The sequence below is a fragment of the Gorillibacterium sp. CAU 1737 genome (assembly GCF_039888655.1).
Lineage (GTDB): Bacteria > Bacillota > Bacilli > Paenibacillales > NBRC-103111 > Gorillibacterium.
On record NZ_JBDQQO010000009.1, the window covers coordinates 109,669 to 127,688 of the forward strand.

The 18,020-nt window shown below is 42.9% G+C and carries 15 protein-coding genes; all 15 read left to right on the forward strand.

Going from position 1 to position 18,020, the window contains the following annotated elements; genetic code table 11:
- Positions 1-108: 108 nt before the first annotated feature.
- From AAFN83_RS17770 to AAFN83_RS17840, 15 genes are read left to right on the forward strand one after another with little or no spacing between them, the layout of a single operon-like run.
- Positions 109-2,025: a glycosyltransferase gene (locus AAFN83_RS17770; protein WP_347771800.1), complete on the forward strand. Its 1,917-nt coding sequence runs from the start codon at positions 109-111 to the stop codon at positions 2,023-2,025.
- A 14-nt stretch (positions 2,026-2,039) separates the two neighbouring features.
- Positions 2,040-2,822: a glucose-1-phosphate cytidylyltransferase gene (rfbF, locus tag AAFN83_RS17775; RefSeq protein ID WP_347771803.1), complete on the forward strand. Its 783-nt coding sequence runs from the start codon at positions 2,040-2,042 to the stop codon at positions 2,820-2,822.
- Entirely contained in the window at positions 2,819-3,793 is a 975-nt protein-coding gene (locus AAFN83_RS17780; RefSeq protein WP_347771805.1) for a glycosyltransferase family 2 protein, read from the forward strand. Before rfbF ends, AAFN83_RS17780 begins: the two co-directional genes overlap by 4 nt.
- Before the next feature lie 49 nt (positions 3,794-3,842).
- Positions 3,843-4,934 (forward strand): NAD-dependent epimerase/dehydratase family protein, encoded by a 1,092-nt coding sequence (locus AAFN83_RS17785; RefSeq protein WP_347771807.1) that lies wholly within the window; start codon positions 3,843-3,845, stop codon positions 4,932-4,934.
- Positions 4,928-6,172, forward strand: coding sequence for a UDP-glucose dehydrogenase family protein (locus AAFN83_RS17790; protein ID WP_347771809.1), 1,245 nt, complete (start codon positions 4,928-4,930; stop codon positions 6,170-6,172). The genes AAFN83_RS17785 and AAFN83_RS17790 overlap by 7 nt, the downstream gene beginning before the upstream one ends.
- Positions 6,173-6,184: 12 nt before the next feature.
- Positions 6,185-7,114 carry an NAD-dependent epimerase/dehydratase family protein gene (locus AAFN83_RS17795; protein ID WP_347771811.1) on the forward strand — a complete coding sequence of 310 codons (930 nt, stop codon included), beginning with the start codon at positions 6,185-6,187 and terminating at the stop codon, positions 7,112-7,114.
- A complete protein-coding gene (gene glf / locus AAFN83_RS17800; RefSeq protein ID WP_347771813.1) occupies positions 7,111-8,280 on the forward strand; it encodes a UDP-galactopyranose mutase in 1,170 nt (389 codons plus the stop codon). Before AAFN83_RS17795 ends, glf begins: the two co-directional genes overlap by 4 nt.
- 1 nt (position 8,281) lies before the next feature.
- Positions 8,282-9,625: a glycosyltransferase family 2 protein gene (locus AAFN83_RS17805; RefSeq protein ID WP_347771815.1), complete on the forward strand. Its 1,344-nt coding sequence runs from the start codon at positions 8,282-8,284 to the stop codon at positions 9,623-9,625.
- A 44-nt stretch (positions 9,626-9,669) separates the two neighbouring features.
- A complete protein-coding gene (locus tag AAFN83_RS17810) occupies positions 9,670-10,896 on the forward strand; it encodes a glycosyltransferase family 8 protein (RefSeq protein WP_347771817.1) in 1,227 nt (408 codons plus the stop codon).
- A gap of 54 nt (positions 10,897-10,950) precedes the next feature.
- Entirely contained in the window at positions 10,951-12,222 is a 1,272-nt protein-coding gene (locus AAFN83_RS17815; protein WP_347771819.1) for a 6-hydroxymethylpterin diphosphokinase MptE-like protein, read from the forward strand.
- Between the two features lie 21 nt (positions 12,223-12,243).
- Positions 12,244-13,794 (forward strand): glycosyltransferase family 2 protein, encoded by a 1,551-nt coding sequence (locus AAFN83_RS17820; protein WP_347771821.1) that lies wholly within the window; start codon positions 12,244-12,246, stop codon positions 13,792-13,794.
- A 43-nt stretch (positions 13,795-13,837) separates the two neighbouring features.
- Positions 13,838-15,106 carry a glycosyltransferase family 8 protein gene (locus tag AAFN83_RS17825; RefSeq protein ID WP_347771823.1) on the forward strand — a complete coding sequence of 423 codons (1,269 nt, stop codon included), beginning with the start codon at positions 13,838-13,840 and terminating at the stop codon, positions 15,104-15,106.
- A 50-nt stretch (positions 15,107-15,156) separates the two neighbouring features.
- On the forward strand, positions 15,157-15,918 hold the full coding sequence (gene kdsB, locus AAFN83_RS17830; RefSeq protein WP_347771825.1) for a 3-deoxy-manno-octulosonate cytidylyltransferase: 762 nt from the start codon (positions 15,157-15,159) through the stop codon (positions 15,916-15,918).
- Entirely contained in the window at positions 15,908-17,494 is a 1,587-nt protein-coding gene (locus tag AAFN83_RS17835) for an aldolase catalytic domain-containing protein (protein WP_347771827.1), read from the forward strand. Before kdsB ends, AAFN83_RS17835 begins: the two co-directional genes overlap by 11 nt.
- A 2-nt stretch (positions 17,495-17,496) precedes the next feature.
- Positions 17,497-18,012, forward strand: coding sequence for a KdsC family phosphatase (locus AAFN83_RS17840; RefSeq protein WP_347771829.1), 516 nt, complete (start codon positions 17,497-17,499; stop codon positions 18,010-18,012).
- The last annotated feature ends 8 nt before the right edge of the window (positions 18,013-18,020 follow it).

The window sequence follows — 18,020 nt, forward strand, 5'->3', positions numbered from 1 at the left end:
TTTTCATCCACTATTATTCGATACTAGAATTAAGGGTGGGATACATAGAACCACTTGGCTATTTTCGAGGAGCCGATCATATAACATACGCAGTAAGGAGCGCCTTTCATGAAATCCATATCCTTATGTATGATTGTCAAGAACGAGGAAGATAGACTTGCGCGCTGTTTGGACAGCGTAAAGGATGCCGTGCAGGAGATTGTTCTTGTGGATACAGGATCCACTGATCGGACGCTGGAAATCGCCGAGGCGTTTGGAGCAAAAATCATTCACTTTACATGGGAGGGCGATTTTTCCTCTGCACGCAATGTGGGTTTAGAAGTTGCTCAAGGCGAATATATACTGGTGCTCGATGCTGACGAGTACGTAGATAGAACGGAAACTTTGCAAGAAGATTTGGCTTCTGGTGCGGATGCTTACTTGCTTTCATTTGAGAATCAAATTACGGGAGGGCGGACCTACTCTCATACTGCACTTCGATTGTTCCGCAACAGTCCTGAATTTCGCTTTCGTGAAAAAATTCACGAGTATATCGAGGTTAATTCAAACTCGGTTCAAGTAGGAGAAACCCTCGTTCACCACGATGGTTATCTTAAGGAAGTCATCATCAGCAAGGATAAGAATAATCGTAATTTGACCATTCTGAAACATTTGGTTAAGAAATCCCCAACGGGATATAACCTCTATAATTTGGCTCGTGAATATCAACTAGCAGAAGAATATAACAAAGCGCTATTTTATTATGAGCAGGCGTATGAGAAGTCGAAACAAGAGCCACATCTGGCCCAACTTTTGTTTGGTTACTGTATGACCTTGAAAAGTGCTGGAAGAATAGATGACGGCATTGGAGTGACCCGTGCAGCAATAACTGCATTTCCACACTATACGGACCTTCACTATATTTTAGGAGAACTTTACGAGCATTTGGGGTACCAAAAAGATGCAGAACAGTGTTATCGATACTGTCTCCGCCTTGGTGAAGTAAAACAAGAGAGGTTTGTCTATTACGGGGTTTCTGTGAATGGAGCAGGAAGTTTTCTGCCGCGAATTAAGCTAGCAAGAATGAGATTGAATGAGAATAAGTTATCGGCGGCATTGGATGAGTTAAGTCCTGTACTTGGGAATGGCCGCTGGTTTCTTGAAGGGCTTCCAATTTATCTTGAGCTCGCCTGTCGTGCCCGGATTCCGATAAGTGATCAGGTTACTTTGATCAGGAGCTTGTATCCGGTTAAAACAGGCTCGGATGCATTGGCACTTATTCGAACGCTGTACGTGGCTCAAAGCAGTCTCTTGGAAACATTCTTGCAGAGGTATGGAGTTAATCTTGGTACGGATGTTCAAGGTGCGGCCTACCTTTACAACGGGTGTTATGAGGAGGCTTGTGCAATCTATCTGAGAGAAAATCAAGCACCGCTAGACGAACTTGTTGCCCTTGCTATACTTCAAGAGAACTGCAATATTCTTGAGAAACAACGTGAAAGATTTCAAGGGAGTGATAAGCAGTGGAAAGTCCTCTTATCCATTGTATCAAGGCAACGAGATAGTTATGAACTGTCAGTGGAAACAAGGAAAATCCTTTCGAATGCGGGAGTACTGCTTCTTAGGCTTGGACGAACATCATCATGGGAGCAAATAGCCGAAATACTAAAACACTCGTCAAGCGAGATGTGGGTTTATCTTTGTGAACTGGCTCAGCAATGGGGAGAAGATTCTATAGTTTATCGATTGACTCAGTCGGTGGTGGACATAAATATTTCCATTCCCGAAAAGGTCCATCTGCTTCGCGCTAAAGTTTTATTAACAAAAGGGGAGCAAAATGAAGTTTGGAAAATTTGGAATGCAGAGTTTTCTAGAAGAAGAACATTAGCATATGAGACTTATGTCTTCTACCTTTACTTCTTTCGTTTGCAGAAGGAGGGAGAGTTGACAAGAAAGCTTGCTGAAGAGTTTGCTCGGTCTTATCCCCTATCTGGATGGGCTCAGGAACAAGCGTTTGGAAAAGGCACAGATCATCAACATAGGTGAAGGGGCGAACATCCATGAAAGTGGTCATCTTGGCGGGTGGGCGAGGAACGCGTATTAGTGAAGAAAGTCAATTAAGGCCAAAGCCCATGGTTGAAATCGGAGAACGGCCGATCTTGTGGCACATCATGAAGATTTATTCTCATTATGGTTTTAATGATTTTGTGATTTGTGTAGGCTACAAGGGCCAAATGATTAAGGAGTTTTTTGCAGACTATTATGTTCGGATGTCAGACGTTACTTTTGACTTCCGGGAGAAAAATAAAACGATTGTTCACGAAAACGTTGCGGAACCCTGGCGTGTTACTTTAGTAGATACGGGGTTGGAAACATTGACAGGGGGACGCCTAGCACGCGTGCGCAAATATCTTGACAACGAGCCGTTTATGCTTACGTACGGGGATGGCGTTGGGGATGTGGACATTAATAGATTGGTTCAGCACCACTTTCAAAATAGGAAGACTGTTACAATGACTGCCATTCAACCGGGCGGACGTTTCGGAGTTTTGAACCTTGATGGTGCTGAGAATATTATTGGATTTACAGAGAAGGCAAAAGAAGACGGAGGGTGGATTAATGCCGGTTTTATGGTAATGGAACCTGAAATCTTCCGTTATCTCGAAGGGGGAGATAACTGCATTCTTGAGCAGTATCCTCTACAGAAATTAAGTTCTGAAGGAGGGATGACCGCGTATAAACATCATGGATTCTGGCACTGTATGGACACGCAAAGAGACAAACTTGTCTTAGAAGATATGTGGAACCAAAATAATGCACCCTGGAAACTGTGGGAGTCTTGACGACGGAAGGAACGATCTGGGATATGCACAAACCGAAGTTAAGTGTCATATTACCAACCTATAACCGCGCCCCTTATTTAACGCGAATGTTGGATAGTGTACTAACACAGAAATTTACTGAATTTGAATTACTGCTTTTAAATAATGGATCAACGGATGAAAAGACAGAAGGGATCTGCCTCAGCTATGCTGACAAGGACGAACGTATTCGATTCTTCTCATTGCCTGACAATCAAGGGCCTGCCCCGGCAAGAAACTTGGGAATTCGAGAAGCTAGAGCGCCTTATATGATTCATGTTGATGACGATGATTACTGTGAGTCTGACCATTTCGACCTTCTTTATGAGCTGATCACGAAATACAATGCTGACATTGCCATTTCAGGGTGTGCTGATGAATTCGAGGACGAAATTCGTACAAAACATCAATATGAGGGTGTTTATGTTTGGGATCAGGCAGAGCTGGTTTCAGAATTTCTCAAGCGTGACAAGTTTCATGCCGCACCAGCTACGAAGATGTACCGTACTTCCCTATTTGAGCATGTAAAGTATCCTACAGGTGTTCTAGTTGATGATATTCATGTGACGTATCGGCTCATTGCAAGTTGCAATAAAGGTGTGGCGCATGGACGACCGACCTACCGATTCTTTAAGCATGGAGAGAACACGACCTCCTTTTTGGAAACAAATCATATCTGGCCGGACCTTTTGCAAGAGTATCTTGTTATGCAGAGTGAGCGAGTGAAGTATATCAGCGAGCGTGTACCGGAAGAAGCCGCGCACGTTCGTTATGCTGCGTGGTCCTATATGATCTCAATGGTAGAAAAAATTCATCTCGGTCGAGGACCGGGGTGCGAGAGACAGTTGCAGTATATGATTGACGAGTTATACAGGAATCAAAAGGAGTTTATGGAAGCCCCTTGGTTTTCTGAGCGGGAACATCGATTAATGAGACAATTTATACTATTTTGACGGTTTGTGTTGCGCAATAAAATACAAACAGAAACGGATGTGCTTGGAAATGGAGAAGATTATTGATCAAGACTTACGCCTAATTTATGGCGGATTGACGGACAAAGAACGGAGTCAATTTGGTGGGGCTACCATTTTACTGACCGGTTGTGCCGGCTTTTTGGGATTTTACTTTTTACATTTCTTCCATCGTTATCGGGAAGAGCTTGGAATTGATGAAATTATTGGCCTTGATAATTTCCAAGTAGGATATCCAGCTTGGTTAAAAAAACTCGAGGAATCGGGAGGCATCACCTTTCATAAATACGATATCATCACAGACGATATCGCCGAGGTACCTGGTGTTGAGAAAGCTACGTACATCTACCATATGGCGTCTATTGCGTCCCCCACTTTTTATCGAAAGTATCCTATAGAGACACTAGATGCGAATATTTGGGGTTTGCGTCGACTCCTTGATTTCTATAAGGAAAAGCCAATCCGTGGGTTTGCCTTCTATTCCAGTTCAGAAATATATGGAGATCCAGTACCGGATCAAATTCCTACATCGGAAGATTATCGAGGAAATGTTTCTTGCGTCGGTCCTCGTGCCTGCTACGATGAAGCCAAACGATTCGGTGAAACAATGTGCTACTTGTTCCATGAGCGCTATCAAATGCCTTTACGGATCATTCGCCCCTTTAATAACTACGGTCCAGGTATGAGGCTGAACGACAGTCGGGTGCCCGCTGACTTTGCCAAGGCGGTGCTTGAGGGAAGAGATATTGTGATGTTCTCTGATGGCACTCCCACCCGCACCTTCTGTTACATTACCGACGCAATTACAGGGTACTTAAAGGTGCTTCTGCACAACAATTTTGACGCGTTCAATATCGGTATGGATTATCCCGAAATATCCATTCGGCAGCTTGCTGAGATTTATCAGACAGCAGGCAAAGAGGTTTTTAACTATTCAGGTGAAGTGAAATTTGAGGTGCCCGCCGATAAGGAGTACCTTACGCATAATCCTAACCGCCGCTGTCCTGACCTGACAAAAGCGCGCACCCTTTTAGGCTACAGTCCTTCTATTCATGTTGAGGAAGGTGTTCGTCGATTCTTACAATTTATTAAAGAAAGCGATAAGGGAGAACTGGTATGGTAACCGTATTTGGACTGGGTTTCGTTGGCTTGACAACAGCGCTTGGGTTTGCCGAGATGGGTCATCAGGTTTATGGAGTGGAAGTTAACCAGGAGCGAATGAACCTAATTAAGAGCGGTCGTCTTCCTTTTCTCGAGCCGGGCCTCGATGAGGCATTAACTCGTCATCTCGGGGTTAACTTTCATCCCTGTGATGACTTAAGCAAGGCAATTTCTAAGAGCGACTATATTTATTATTGCGTAGGAACCCCTTACGGGGAGGATGGACAGGCTGACCTAACGTATTTGAATCTTGCGATGGGACAGACGCTCGAAGCCATTCATGATGACCGCTTCCGAGTGCTCGTCGTGAAATCGACGGTGCCGCCTTCAACCACTCAAAACAAAGTAATTCCTTTCTTACGCGAAAGGGGCTGGGAGCCAGGAGAACGGATTGGCGTGGCCAATAATCCTGAATTTTTGCGGGAAGGCTACTGTTGGGAAGATTTCATTCATGCAGATCGGATCGTGCTTGGAGTGGAGGATGGACGCTCAGAGCAGATGCTTCGGCAACTTTATGAAGAGAGTGCTGCTCCAATCATTTGCGTAACCTTGAATACGGGTGAGTTCATAAAGTACCTTTCGAATACACTTCTTGCTACGCTCATCAGTTATTCAAATGAAATGTCATTGATTGCTGACACTATCGGAGGAATTGATACAGGACATGCATTTCGTGTACTGCACATGGATCGACGGTGGCAAGAAGGTACCATGTCTTCCTATGCATACCCCGGTTGCGGGTACGGAGGATACTGTCTGCCTAAGGATACGAATGCACTTTACGCCCTAACCCGTGATGCGGGATTCGACGCACCAATTCTTAAGAACGTTATTGCTACTAACGATGGCATGCCAGCAGCCATTATTCGTCGAATTGAAAATGTGCTAGGTCCAGAGGACAGTATTGGAATCCTCGGCCTTTCGTTTAAACCAGGGTCTGATGATGTTCGCGATACTCCTGCCGCAAAGATCATTGGCAAACTGATTGATAAGGGGTACAAAAAAATAATGGCGTATGACCCTGTAGCAACTACAGAGTTCCAACTTCACTATGCAAATTTGAAGATCGTCTACTGCACTAGTCAAGAGGAGCTAGTTGAACGATCGGATGTGCTGGCGATTGTAACTGCTTGGAGCGAGTTCAAAGGATTACGGGAGAGAACCGAAAAACCCATTCTCGATTGCCGGTACATTCTATAAAGGAGGAGAACGATGAAGCGTGTTTTTATTACGGGAAGTACTGGATTTATTGGCAAGACACTAACAGACTATTTGCTTAAGCGGGGAGTCGAGGTCTATGCTTTGGTGCGCCCAGAAACCCGGCTCCCAATGGAATGGTCAGATGCCGTTGGTCTAAGAGTGGTTAGTGGTACGTTAGAGAACATGGAAAAATCAACCGAAAGCCTTGCCGGATTGGGATTTGATGCATTTTACCATCTTGGATGGCATGGGGTTGAACCTACATTGCGAAATGAAGTAGATGTGCAGCTCACTAACGTAGGATACTCAGTGGCATGTGTTAAAGCCGCGGCTCAAATTGCTGCCCATAAGTTTATTTTTACCGGCTCTACGATGGAGTATCTTTTTGCAGGTGAGCCCATTAATGCATCGACTGTTCCTTCTACCTCCAATCATTACGGTGCTGCAAAAATTGCTGCCCATTATTTATGCAGGCAGGAGTGCCTCAAACTCGGTGTGGAGTTCATTTATACAGCTATCACAAGCGTATATGGCCCGGGACGAGAAGACAGCAACGTGATTACCTATACTATTCAAAAGTTGTTAAATCTGGAACGGCCTTCCGTAACGAAGCTGGAGCAGCGGTGGGATTATATTCATATTGACGATCTAACAGAAGCCTTGCGATTAGTGGGTGAAATGGGAAAAGCAGATGGTTTTTACACCATCGGCAACGGAGACAACCTTCCTCTTTCGGATTATTTGCTACTTGTCCGTGACATAATAGATCCTTCACTTCCCCTCGGAATAGGAGAAATTCCATATGTAGAGGGAAAGCTTCCCTCATCTTGTACTGATCCAACAACTATCCAATCGGATACTGGGTTCACTCCGAAAATCCCCTTTAGGGAGGGGATAATTCCGGTGATTGAGTATTATCGTCAGAAGGAGGGAGGCCGGTGATCCATCAGGCAGTCATCATTGGTAGTGGCTTTGCCGGCAGTATCCTGGCTCGTGAACTATCTGAAGCGGGCTTGCGGGTTCTTGTTGTTGATAAGCGTGATCACATTGCAGGGAATATGTACGACGAACTAGATGAAACCGGCATACTGATTCAACGTTATGGTCCACACTCCTTCCATACAAATGATAAAGAGGTTTATGACTACATTTGTAAATACGCAGAATTTCGTCCGAATCGTCTCACATACAGAGCTGTCGTTAATGGTATTGAAGTGCCTTGCCCTTTCAACTTTACATCGATAGAAATGTTGTATCCGGCTGATGAAGCTGCTGATTTAATTAATCGTCTACAGCAAGCATTTCCTGGACAGCAGCAGGTGGCTATCTTTGAATTGCTCGAATCGAAGGATGAGAAGATTCATAGTTATGCTAAGATGTTGTTTGAGGAGGATTTTCGGCCATACACAGCTAAACAATGGGGGCGAAAACCAGAGGAAGTGGATCCAAGTGTTATTCGCAGGGTTCCAATTCTCCTGAACCGTCGAGACAGCTACTTCGATGATCAATATGAGGTTCATCCCGTAGGCGGGTATACAAAATTGTTTGAAAGAATGTTGGATCATGCGGCGATTACTGTGGAATTAAATATTGACGCTCTAGAGCACTTGCGACTAGATGAAGAGAAGGGGAGGGCAGTATGGAAAGGAGATGAGAATATCCCGGTTTTTTACACAGGACCTATTGATGAGCTTTTTGATTGCTGCTTCGGCAAACTTCCTTACAGATCGTTGCATTTTGAGTGGAAAACTAAGAATGTGGACAGCTATCAAGAGACGGCCATAGTCGCATGGCCAAAAGACAAAGAATATACTCGAATCACGGAGTTTAGTAAGCTCCCGGTTCAAGAAACCCGTGGAAAGACAGTAATTGCATTGGAGTACCCACTTCCGTATGATAAGTCAGCGGATCGAGGGAATGAACCCTACTACCCAATTAGTAACCTCGAAACAGCGGAATTGCGCAGCCGATATCAGAAGTTAGCATCACATTTTGATAACCTCGTTCTATGTGGTCGTCTTGCAGATTATAAGTACTACAACATGGAAGATGTCGTTCGGCGGACGCTAGATGTGGTGAAGACGTGGGTAAGAGGGAATTGGCAGTAGAATGAAAGACGGTGACAACATGCCGCTAATTAGCGTCATTGTAACGGTGTATAACTTGGAAAACTACATAGCTCAATGTCTGGAGAGTCTTGTGCGTCAAGATTTTTCGGATTTCGAGATTGTGATTGTTGATAATGGTTCAACAGATTCTAGTTGTGAGATTTGCCTGTCTTATGTTCGTAAATACCCCATGCTCATAAATTATATAAGTTTGGATCGTCCTTCTGTGATGCATCGAGGACATCGAGAAGGAATTCGTGCAGCTCAAGGAACTTATCTACATATCATTGATGGTGACGACTATGTCCGAGACGGTTATTTGCAAGAAGCGGCAGCCATCATCAGAGAACAGGAGCCTGACGTAATAATAGGAAGATATACTTCCTTTACAGAGGGAGAAGCGCTTCCTAGTCGAGACGCCATTTTGGATCGTAAGCAGATAGAATATCATCCTGATCAAGAAGTGATTGGGTATATTCGAACTTTACCGAGCTATCACCTTGCATTTTGGCGGTATATCTTTAAAGGCGCTATGATGGATAAGGATAGACTATTTTACAGTCACTTCAAAGAAAACGCAGAGTTTCCATTGTTGGATGCTCTGGTCACTTTTCGAATCCTACTGGCGGCGAATACGTTCTCCCTGATAGAGATGCCTCTTTATTATTATCGGCATAGAGAAAATTCTATGAGCGCTCCGAATCCCAAGCAAAGACTGTGGAGTGTCCAATCGTTTTTTGAGTTCAGAATGTTGCTACAATCTAAAGAGATCACAGGGGAAAAGCAGAAATTCATCGTGGACAAACTGAACCAAGATTTAAAGCTTTCCATTGGTCAAAGTGATCTTTGGAAAGATGAAGAGCTTCGGTTTATTTGTACTCTACTTGAAAAGGTGAAAAAGCACCTAGAGATACAGATTGAATCTGAGACCAGTGTTATGCTTCAACGGTTTCAAGATTGGCTAATGAGTGTAGAAGTAAACGTTCCATCAGTAGCTTCATATTTTTCATCTGAACGTGAATTAATCGTGAGTAATATCTCCAAAAAGAATGCTGGAGATGTTTTTATATGTCCATGTGGACGCTATGCCCAAAGCATCCAGAGATGGTTGCTTCAAGATGGGAGACAACGGCGCATATCATTTCTAGATAATAATCCCGATATGAGTGGAAAATATGTGAATGGAAGCGAATGTTTCGGGATGGGCACTATAAATCGAACAGGGGAATCTTTTCAACCCCCCCCCTTTTTTCTTATTGCCAGTATTCATGATGAATTGGATAAATTACTATACAAGCAGTGCTTGGATCTAGGGGTTCCCAATGAGAGCATTCTCATCTGCTGAAGCGAACTAGCCAAGCAAGATGAAAGTGAAAGAAGGCCGCTATCTTGAACATTCTAGTGTCTAGTAGTAAGCTGTTTTTCCCTTATCTATCGGTGATGTTGGCTTCTCTGTATGAGAGTCATAATTACGGTGAATTATGCGTGTATCTTTTACACAAGGAATTGGATACAACTGATTTGAATATTCTTCAGAGCCAAGCCACTTCTTCGGGAAATCGGGTTATCCCAATTCAAATTGACGAAAAGGAACTATACTCTCTTCCAACTAGGATGCAGTGGCCGCTTGTGCTTTATTACCGACTATCTCTAGTCGAGGTTCTTCCTGAATCAGTTGACCGCATTCTTTCCTTGGATGTGGATCTTGTGGTAAGGAAACCTTTGAATAGCTTATATGAATCTAACCTCGAGGGTGTATACGTTGCCGCCTGTGAGGATTTGAACTTTAATACGAGAAGGTATAAGCAGGGGATTGGACTTCCGAATGATTGCTCTTACTTTAATGCTGGTGTAATGCTCTTTCATGTCTCCAAGCTTCGAGAGGACAATATCAGATTAAAAAGATTTTTAGATGAAGCTGAACAACTTACAGGGCATCTAACTTTCTTGGATCAAGATTTGCTAAACGTGGTCTTTCGAGAAAAGGTTAGGTTAGAGAGAGCGGAATATTATAATTGTTCACCGGCTTTATATGACAACAAATCAGGAAGTATCGCTGCTCAACATCCGAATTATGCGTCCATCATACATTATTTGGGGCACGATCAAAAACCCTGGGATACTTTTATTGGAGAGCCAGGTTCGGAGTTACAGGAGATATGGTGGAATTATGCAAGACAAACCTCCTTCTATCCGAAAATAAAAGAGGATTTTGACAAAAAGTATCTCAAAATCCTTGCAAATCAAAATATTGTTCTAAAAAAATATTATGGTGTGGCAATTAAGTGGCTTTCCATTGAGGATCGTGTTTATAAACTTGAGCAATATTTTCTTCAGAGAAATGTACAAAGAGTTGCCGGGTATGGGATCAACCTCCTTCAAAGTATTTTCGTAAGTGATCTGCAAAAAAGTAAAATTCAACTGGCGTATCTAATCGACTCGTATGCTACGGGCTACGCGTATGGTCTTGAGATTAAGCGCGGTACTCAATATACAGATATTGACGCTATTATCGTGGTAGCGTTCCCTCATTATAGTGAAATTTGCGAGGGGATAGAGGCTTCTTGCGACGTCCTTTCATTGGAGGAGATTATTGAAGAAATTTATAGATGGTAATTTAATTAGTTCCCAAATAGGCAGGAATGGTAGGAAGTGAGGGGGAAGACGGACATGCGAGTACTGCCGCCACGAAGATTTAAAATTGAGGGTAGGTTACGGGAGCAAACATGGAGTGAGTTCGAACGAGCTGTAGAAGGGAAATACTTAGTTTTATACGGGTATTCTCAAACTCTGACTAAGGATTATGTGATACGCTACCAGTCCCAATATGGTGCAAATGCAATTTATGACAAAGACCCGGATAAGGTTGGCTACCAGTTCGCAGGCAGTTACATGACCATAAAGCATTCTTCTGAAATGGAACAGCTGCATCGAGAGAAAGTAATCGTTTTGATCACGACACTTAGCCATCAAAGCGAAATTGAAAAAGAGCTTCGCAATCGCGGTTTCTACCAGATTTTTTCCTATTACAGCATGGAGTCCAAGAGAGCTTATTTTAGAATAATAAAGCCATTTCTGGTTCCTCTCTTCTCTATCCCTCCCTTGGCGAGATGGCTTTATAGACCTTTTGATTACTATCGTTCTACATGGTCCAGCATCTTGTTTCGAATAGGAGGAATTTTGCGTATTTTGAGGTTTCCTCCATCATATCGCCCTTATGCGCACATCACTGAAAGCAAAAGCCGTCATACCGGAGAACGTTGCTTTATTGTGGCGACGGGACCTAGCTTGCGCTTGGAAGATCTTGAACTTCTCAAAACAGAGATAACCTTCAGTGTCAATGGGATTTTCAAACTTTTCAAACAGACATCATGGCGTCCGGATTATTATGTCCTTGAAGATTACTGGTTATGTAATGACTATATGAGCCCTCGTTATCATTTTCGGTTTGAAGATATGTGTAAGAGAGAAGCATTTGTTAACAACATGTGTAAACCCTTCCTTAAACATGCTACCCATCGCAAAAATGTAAGGTTCACCCCAACCTGTTATGTTAATGTTAATCCTAAGCGAAGACGGCTTAAGGTTTCCGGGCATAATCTTCTTTTTGGTGTAGACGTCTTGTTTACGGTTGTTATTACTGCGATCCGTTATGCCAGTCACATGGGCTTTAGGGAGATTTATCTGGTAGGAGCAGATTGTGATTATTCGGGGCCGCAGCAGCACGCGGGAGAAGATGGCAGTCTCGACAAGGGAAATGCAGCTAATGCGGGGGCGTCAGAGTTACTGGCTTACCAGAGAATGATTCGAGGGTATGAAAGCATAAAGAAGCTTATGGATAAGAGTGGAGTTAAACTATTTAATGCAACTCGAGGTGGGAGTCTGGAAGTGTTCCCAAGAGTTAGTTTAAATGAAGTGCTTGGTTCCAAATCGACTAACTAAAAGTGAAGTGAGGCGGCTGTGATGCTGGACCGGCCCAAAATTACTTTTGTGATGACGGCATATAATGCGGAGAAGTTTGTTGAAAAGGCAATTTGTAGTGTAGTAAATCAGACGGAAAAAAACATTCGCTTGATTATCCGAAACAATGGTTCTACGGATGGTACGGGTTCTATATGTCGGGAATGGGCGGTAAGAGATGATCGAATAACCGTGATGGAAAACGCAGAAAATTGGAAGCTCACTGAGGGAGGCGGTGTCGAACAGCTATCGTGGTGGAACTTGTCGTTGGAAAATACGGGAGACTACGTGTCAATAATTGATGCGGACGACTGGCTATCCCCCCAATTTGCTGAGTCTTTATACCCGGTAGCTGAACAAGTTAAAGCGGATATTCTTGTGGCGGGTAGCAGCTTTGTAAACCATGATGGGGATTCCATTGTTGGCAGCAGAGTCCCTCCAAATTTAATTACGAGAGATATTCAGGATATAGGACCTCATTTTATAGAATTGTACAACTCTATACGAACATGGTGGGGAAAACTCTTTAAACGAGAATTCTTTATCAAACATTATGCATCTTCATGGACGATGTCCCCTCCACTTTATGCCCCACTTGATACAGTCGTGATGTTGAATTACTTGAGGAATTGCCAGGTTCTAACAACTGTTTCTTATCCTCATTACTATTTTCGGATGAGCCGGAATGGAACCTATCAAAATCGCATAATGGACAGACAACGAATCTATGAGGCAGATGAGCTGTTTCGGGCTGGAACCCATCTCTTAGATGCATGCAAAATAAATTCCAATCGGAACTTAGAATTTTTGTACAGCTTGAATTGGGCTTACTTGCAAGAGGCACTACCGGGAATAAAGCAAAATGATTGGCAGTCTCCTTTGGAAAAGCTCGGACAAATCGAGGCTGTGCTAAATAGCCAAACGGTTAAACTTTACGCTGATAAAAATCAAGAGACTATCTGGCGAGGAGTCGAACCTTATATTGAGTACATTTTGGATCAAGATAAGGATAACCGGCTAGTATGGTCTTCCTTCGTAATTCGTCTATATGCAGTAAGAAAAATGTTGGGCGAAGGAAAAAGTAATGGATTGACCTTCATGCTTTGGTTATCCTGTTTATCGGATCCCAAAAATCATCTGAGATATGGAAGTAGCCTGGCTCATCACTGGAGTTCACCAGTAGTCAGATCTAAGATGACGAAGGGGATGCTGACATTTTTTCAATTCGGTGATCGGGAGAAGGAACAGGTATATGACTCCTGTGCCATTTGGGTGTATAAGTTCTTAATGGAGGATAAAGATGAACATTACGATCTCTTGCTTAGCGAACTTCGCACTAATGTAGAGAATCATAAATACGAGCGAGCATGTGATTTGCTGGAAGTGATGAGCACCAGCTATCCAACTAGTGTAGACGTGTTTGAGATTCGTATATATTTGACGTTTATGCTTGGGGAAAATGTATGGGCGAATCATTTGGCCCATTCGGCCAGAGTTATTTGGCCAAATAATCCGCTGATTCAACCTATCTGCGCAGACGTTATTTTTGGATGATGACTATAGAAAGCACACCTATAATACAGAGGATGGTAGGGGCATGAATATTCTAGTTTCGAGTAGTAAAAAGTTTTTTCCTTATCTGACGGTTATGCTGGAATCGCTTTATGTACAAAATCCAGACTGTACGATTTCGGTTTATGTAATGCACTATGAACTTGATGCCACTCATATATCCATTCTCTCCCAACAAGCAAAACTCTATGGTCATACTATTGTTTCTGTTCCGGTTAGTACCGAAAATTTAAGTTGGCTTCCTACTCAAGAACGCTGGCCTCACGTTTTATATCTGCGTTTGTCAGCAGCTGATATTCTTCCGAAGTTTGTTGATAGAATTTTGTCCATTGATGTTGATGTTATAGTTCGAAAACCGTTACTTGACTTATATAACACAGAACTAAATGATGATTACGCTGCTGCCTGTCCTGATTTTTATGTCAACACCAATCGTTATAAACAACATCTGGGCATTCCAATGGAACGCACTTATTTCAATGCTGGAGTAATGGTTATAAATCTAAAAGCAATGAGAACAGATGGCATAGGACTTCACACATTCTTGGATGCGGCAAGGGGAATGACGAACAGGTTAAAGAGTATGGATCAAGACTTGCTCAATTTGGTTTTTGCTGACCGAGTGACAATCTTAGATGCTGCCCAGTACAATTGTTCTCCACTTTTATATGATCACCGTTATCGAAGTGAAAGCTCTAAAAAAGAAAAATTTGCTTCAATAATTCACTATATGACAGATTGTAAGCCATGGAATTCTTACCTTGGAGATATCGGCTCGGACGTGGGGGCAATATGGTGGGACTTTTCCAAAAAGACTCCTTTCTACGAACAACTAAAAGAAGAGTTCGATCAACAGGTAATGGGAAGAACCGTGCGAGAGTACCAGGCACTCCAAATGTATTATACCATGCTAAATAATTGGATGAGAATCGGTGATATGGGGAGGAGACTAGAAGAGTACTTTCTTTCCCGTGGGTATCGAACCATCGCTTTATACGGGCTAAATATTTTTTTGGAATTAATGTGTCGCGAATTACGCACAGGTCCCGTTCACATTGCTTATCTAATTGACAGCTATAGTCAAGGAATTCAAACGGAGGGAGACAGCAAGGGCTATGAAGTAAAGAAAGGCTCTCACTTTGAGGATATAGACGTAATTATTGTAACAGCCTGCGCACATTTTCGTGCCATTCGATCAGGGTTGGACGATTCCGTTCCGGTCATTTCACTAGATGAGATTTTCCGTGAGATTAATTCACACTATTGGGAAGAGCAAAATTATGGGATTATTTGAATAGGGAATTAGGGATCCGCATTGAACACTTTCGAAAATGGGTGAAGACCATGGCTCATCTAATTGGAGTAATTCCGGCTCGTTATTTGTCAACACGATTGCCGGGTAAACCCCTTGCAGATATCTGCGGTAAGCCAATGATTTGGTGGGTTTACGAAAGAGTCAAGCACGTTCAGGGAGTTGATCAGTTTTATGTGGCTACGGATGATGATCGCATTGCTGAGATATGTTCAGGCTACTCAATACCCTATATCATGACTGGCAGCCACCATCAAACGGCAGCTAATCGCTTATGGGAGGTATCGGAGAAGATACCCGCGGATTTTTATATCCAGGTCAATGGAGACGAACCTCTCATCAATTGCTGGACCATTGAAGCTGCGTTACCTGAACATATTATTTCGGATCGGGAATTTGGAACAAACCTATATACTCCAATTACACAACCTTCAGAGGTTATAGATCCTTCTAATATTAAGATGGTTATGGATCATCAAGGAAATGCACTGTACATGTCTCGGTCGCCTATTCCGTTTCCGTTTAAAACATTAGAGTATGCTTACTTTAAGCATGTTGGAGTGATTGGGTATAACAAAAAAATGTTAGATTTCTATGAGAGCTCTGTGCCCGGAAAACTTGAGCAAATCGAGGGAATTGATACTTTGAGATTCCTCGATTATGGAAAACAGCTAGTATGCAAGAAAATAGCGGGTTACCACTCGCTATCAGTGGATACTCCGAAGGATCTGGAAATAGTACGAACCATAATAGCGGAAAACATTCGTTTGGGAGGAGCTCATAATGACGACTAACGTTCGGCTTCTCGACTGTACCTTGCGTGATGGAGGTTATATAAATGAATGGAATTTTGGCTTCCCTGTAATTAAAGACATACTAAAGAAATTGGTAGCTTCCTATGTAGATTACGTTGAAGTCGGTTTTCTCCGGAACTGTGATTATTCAGAAGACCGTCCTCTCTATAACAGTCTCGAAGAGTTGGCACGTATCCTCCCTGAGAACCGTGGTTCGACTCGATTCGTTGCAATGGCACTTCACAACACTTATGATATCAACAAATTGAGTGATAATGATGGCCAGACAATTGAAGCAGTGAGGGTAACTTTTCACGATTACGACTTAGCCGAGGGACTTGAATTTTGCCGCCAGGTAATTACGAAAGGGTACAAATGTTTTTGTAATCCTATTAATATTATGGGTTACTCAGATGAAAAGATCCTTGATATCATTCGTCAAGTCAATGGGATTAAGCCTCATGCGTTTTCCATTGTGGATACCTTTGGTTCCATGACCAAGCAGGACCTGATCCGGATTTACTCCTTGCTCGAACGTAATCTGGACAAGGAGATTACAATCGGCTTACATCTGCACGAAAATCTATCGCTCTCGTACTCGCTAGCCCAAGATTTTACTGCGATGGTTAATCGGAATCGGGATTGTGTAATTGATGCTTCCTTGCTTGGGATGGGACGTGTTCCAGGTAATCTTTGTATGGAATTAATTATGGACCACGTCAATACCTTGAACGGCAATCGCTATAATATTAATCCGCTACTGGATGCTATTGATGATTACATTATGCCAATTAAGGCGGCGGAGCCTTGGGGCTACTCCACTCCTTATGCTTTGTCCGCAAAGTATAATCTCCATCGCAATTATGCAGAATTCCTATTAGGAAAAGGGAAGCTTCGCGCTAAAGAAATTAATCAAATTCTGTCAAAGGTGGAGGATCACAAAAAGACCGCCTTTGATGCTGGCTATATCGATGCCTTATATTATGAGTTCCAAGACAGAAGAATTGACGATACAGAAACGAGGAGAGAAATTGCACGGCTATTATCGGGCGCCTCATTATTGATTCTTGTACCGGGCGCCACTTTAAATACTCACTCTGCTCAAATAAATGACTATATTGAGCAGATGAGGCCGATTATACTGTCTGCTAACTTTGTTCCCACGCAATATCCGACAGATATTACATTCTTTAGTAACGCCAAAAGATTTGAAATGGCAATTAGTGAAGTTCGCGATACAAAGGTCTTGGTGACTTCCAATCTGAGTGGTATTTTCGATCAGGGAGCTTTGATGGTTAACTATCATGATCTGACCTTCGACCATCACGGAGTATCGGATAATAACGTGATCATGTTGCTTCGTCTACTTCGTAATCTGAATTTTTGCGATGTTAGTCTGGCGGGGTTTGATGGTTACATCAATGAATCTGACAATTATGTTGAAGCTCACTTATCGTTGCATAACGAAGATGCTGAAGTTAGAAACTTTGAGATTGTGCCGTTCGTCCGCGGTTTGATGCAAGAAATGACGCTTCGGTTCCTTACTCCTTCTGTCTATTTGGGAGGGAGTCGGTAAATATGTCTTATGAAAAAATTAAGCTGATTGTCCTTGATGTAGATGGAACGATGACAGATGGTGGTGTCTATATCGATAATGGAAGATTGGAATCCAAGCGATTTCACATAAAGGATGGGGCCGGAATCCTGCTTGCACAGTCAATAGGTATTCAATTTCTATTTCTGACTGGCCGGAAAAGCGAGTGTGTTCACCAACGAGCAGAGGAACTGAACATCCGATTTGTTCAGCAGGGGATCATGGAGAAAGCCGGATTTCTAGAAAAGTTTATGCTAGAGCAAGAACTTCAATCCGAGGAAGTGGCTTACTGTGGCGATGATCTTAATGACCTTAAAGCCATGAGGTTGGCCGGATTGCGTGCTTGCCCGGCGGATGCAGCATTCGAGGTTAAGGCGTGTTGCGAGCTCATACTTAACACCATGGGAGGACAGGGAGCTGTCCGTGAGCTGGTCGAGCTTCTTCTGAAGGGACGCAACGAGTGGGAAAAGGCAATGGAAATCCAGTTTGGAATTTCCTGAAATGTTTG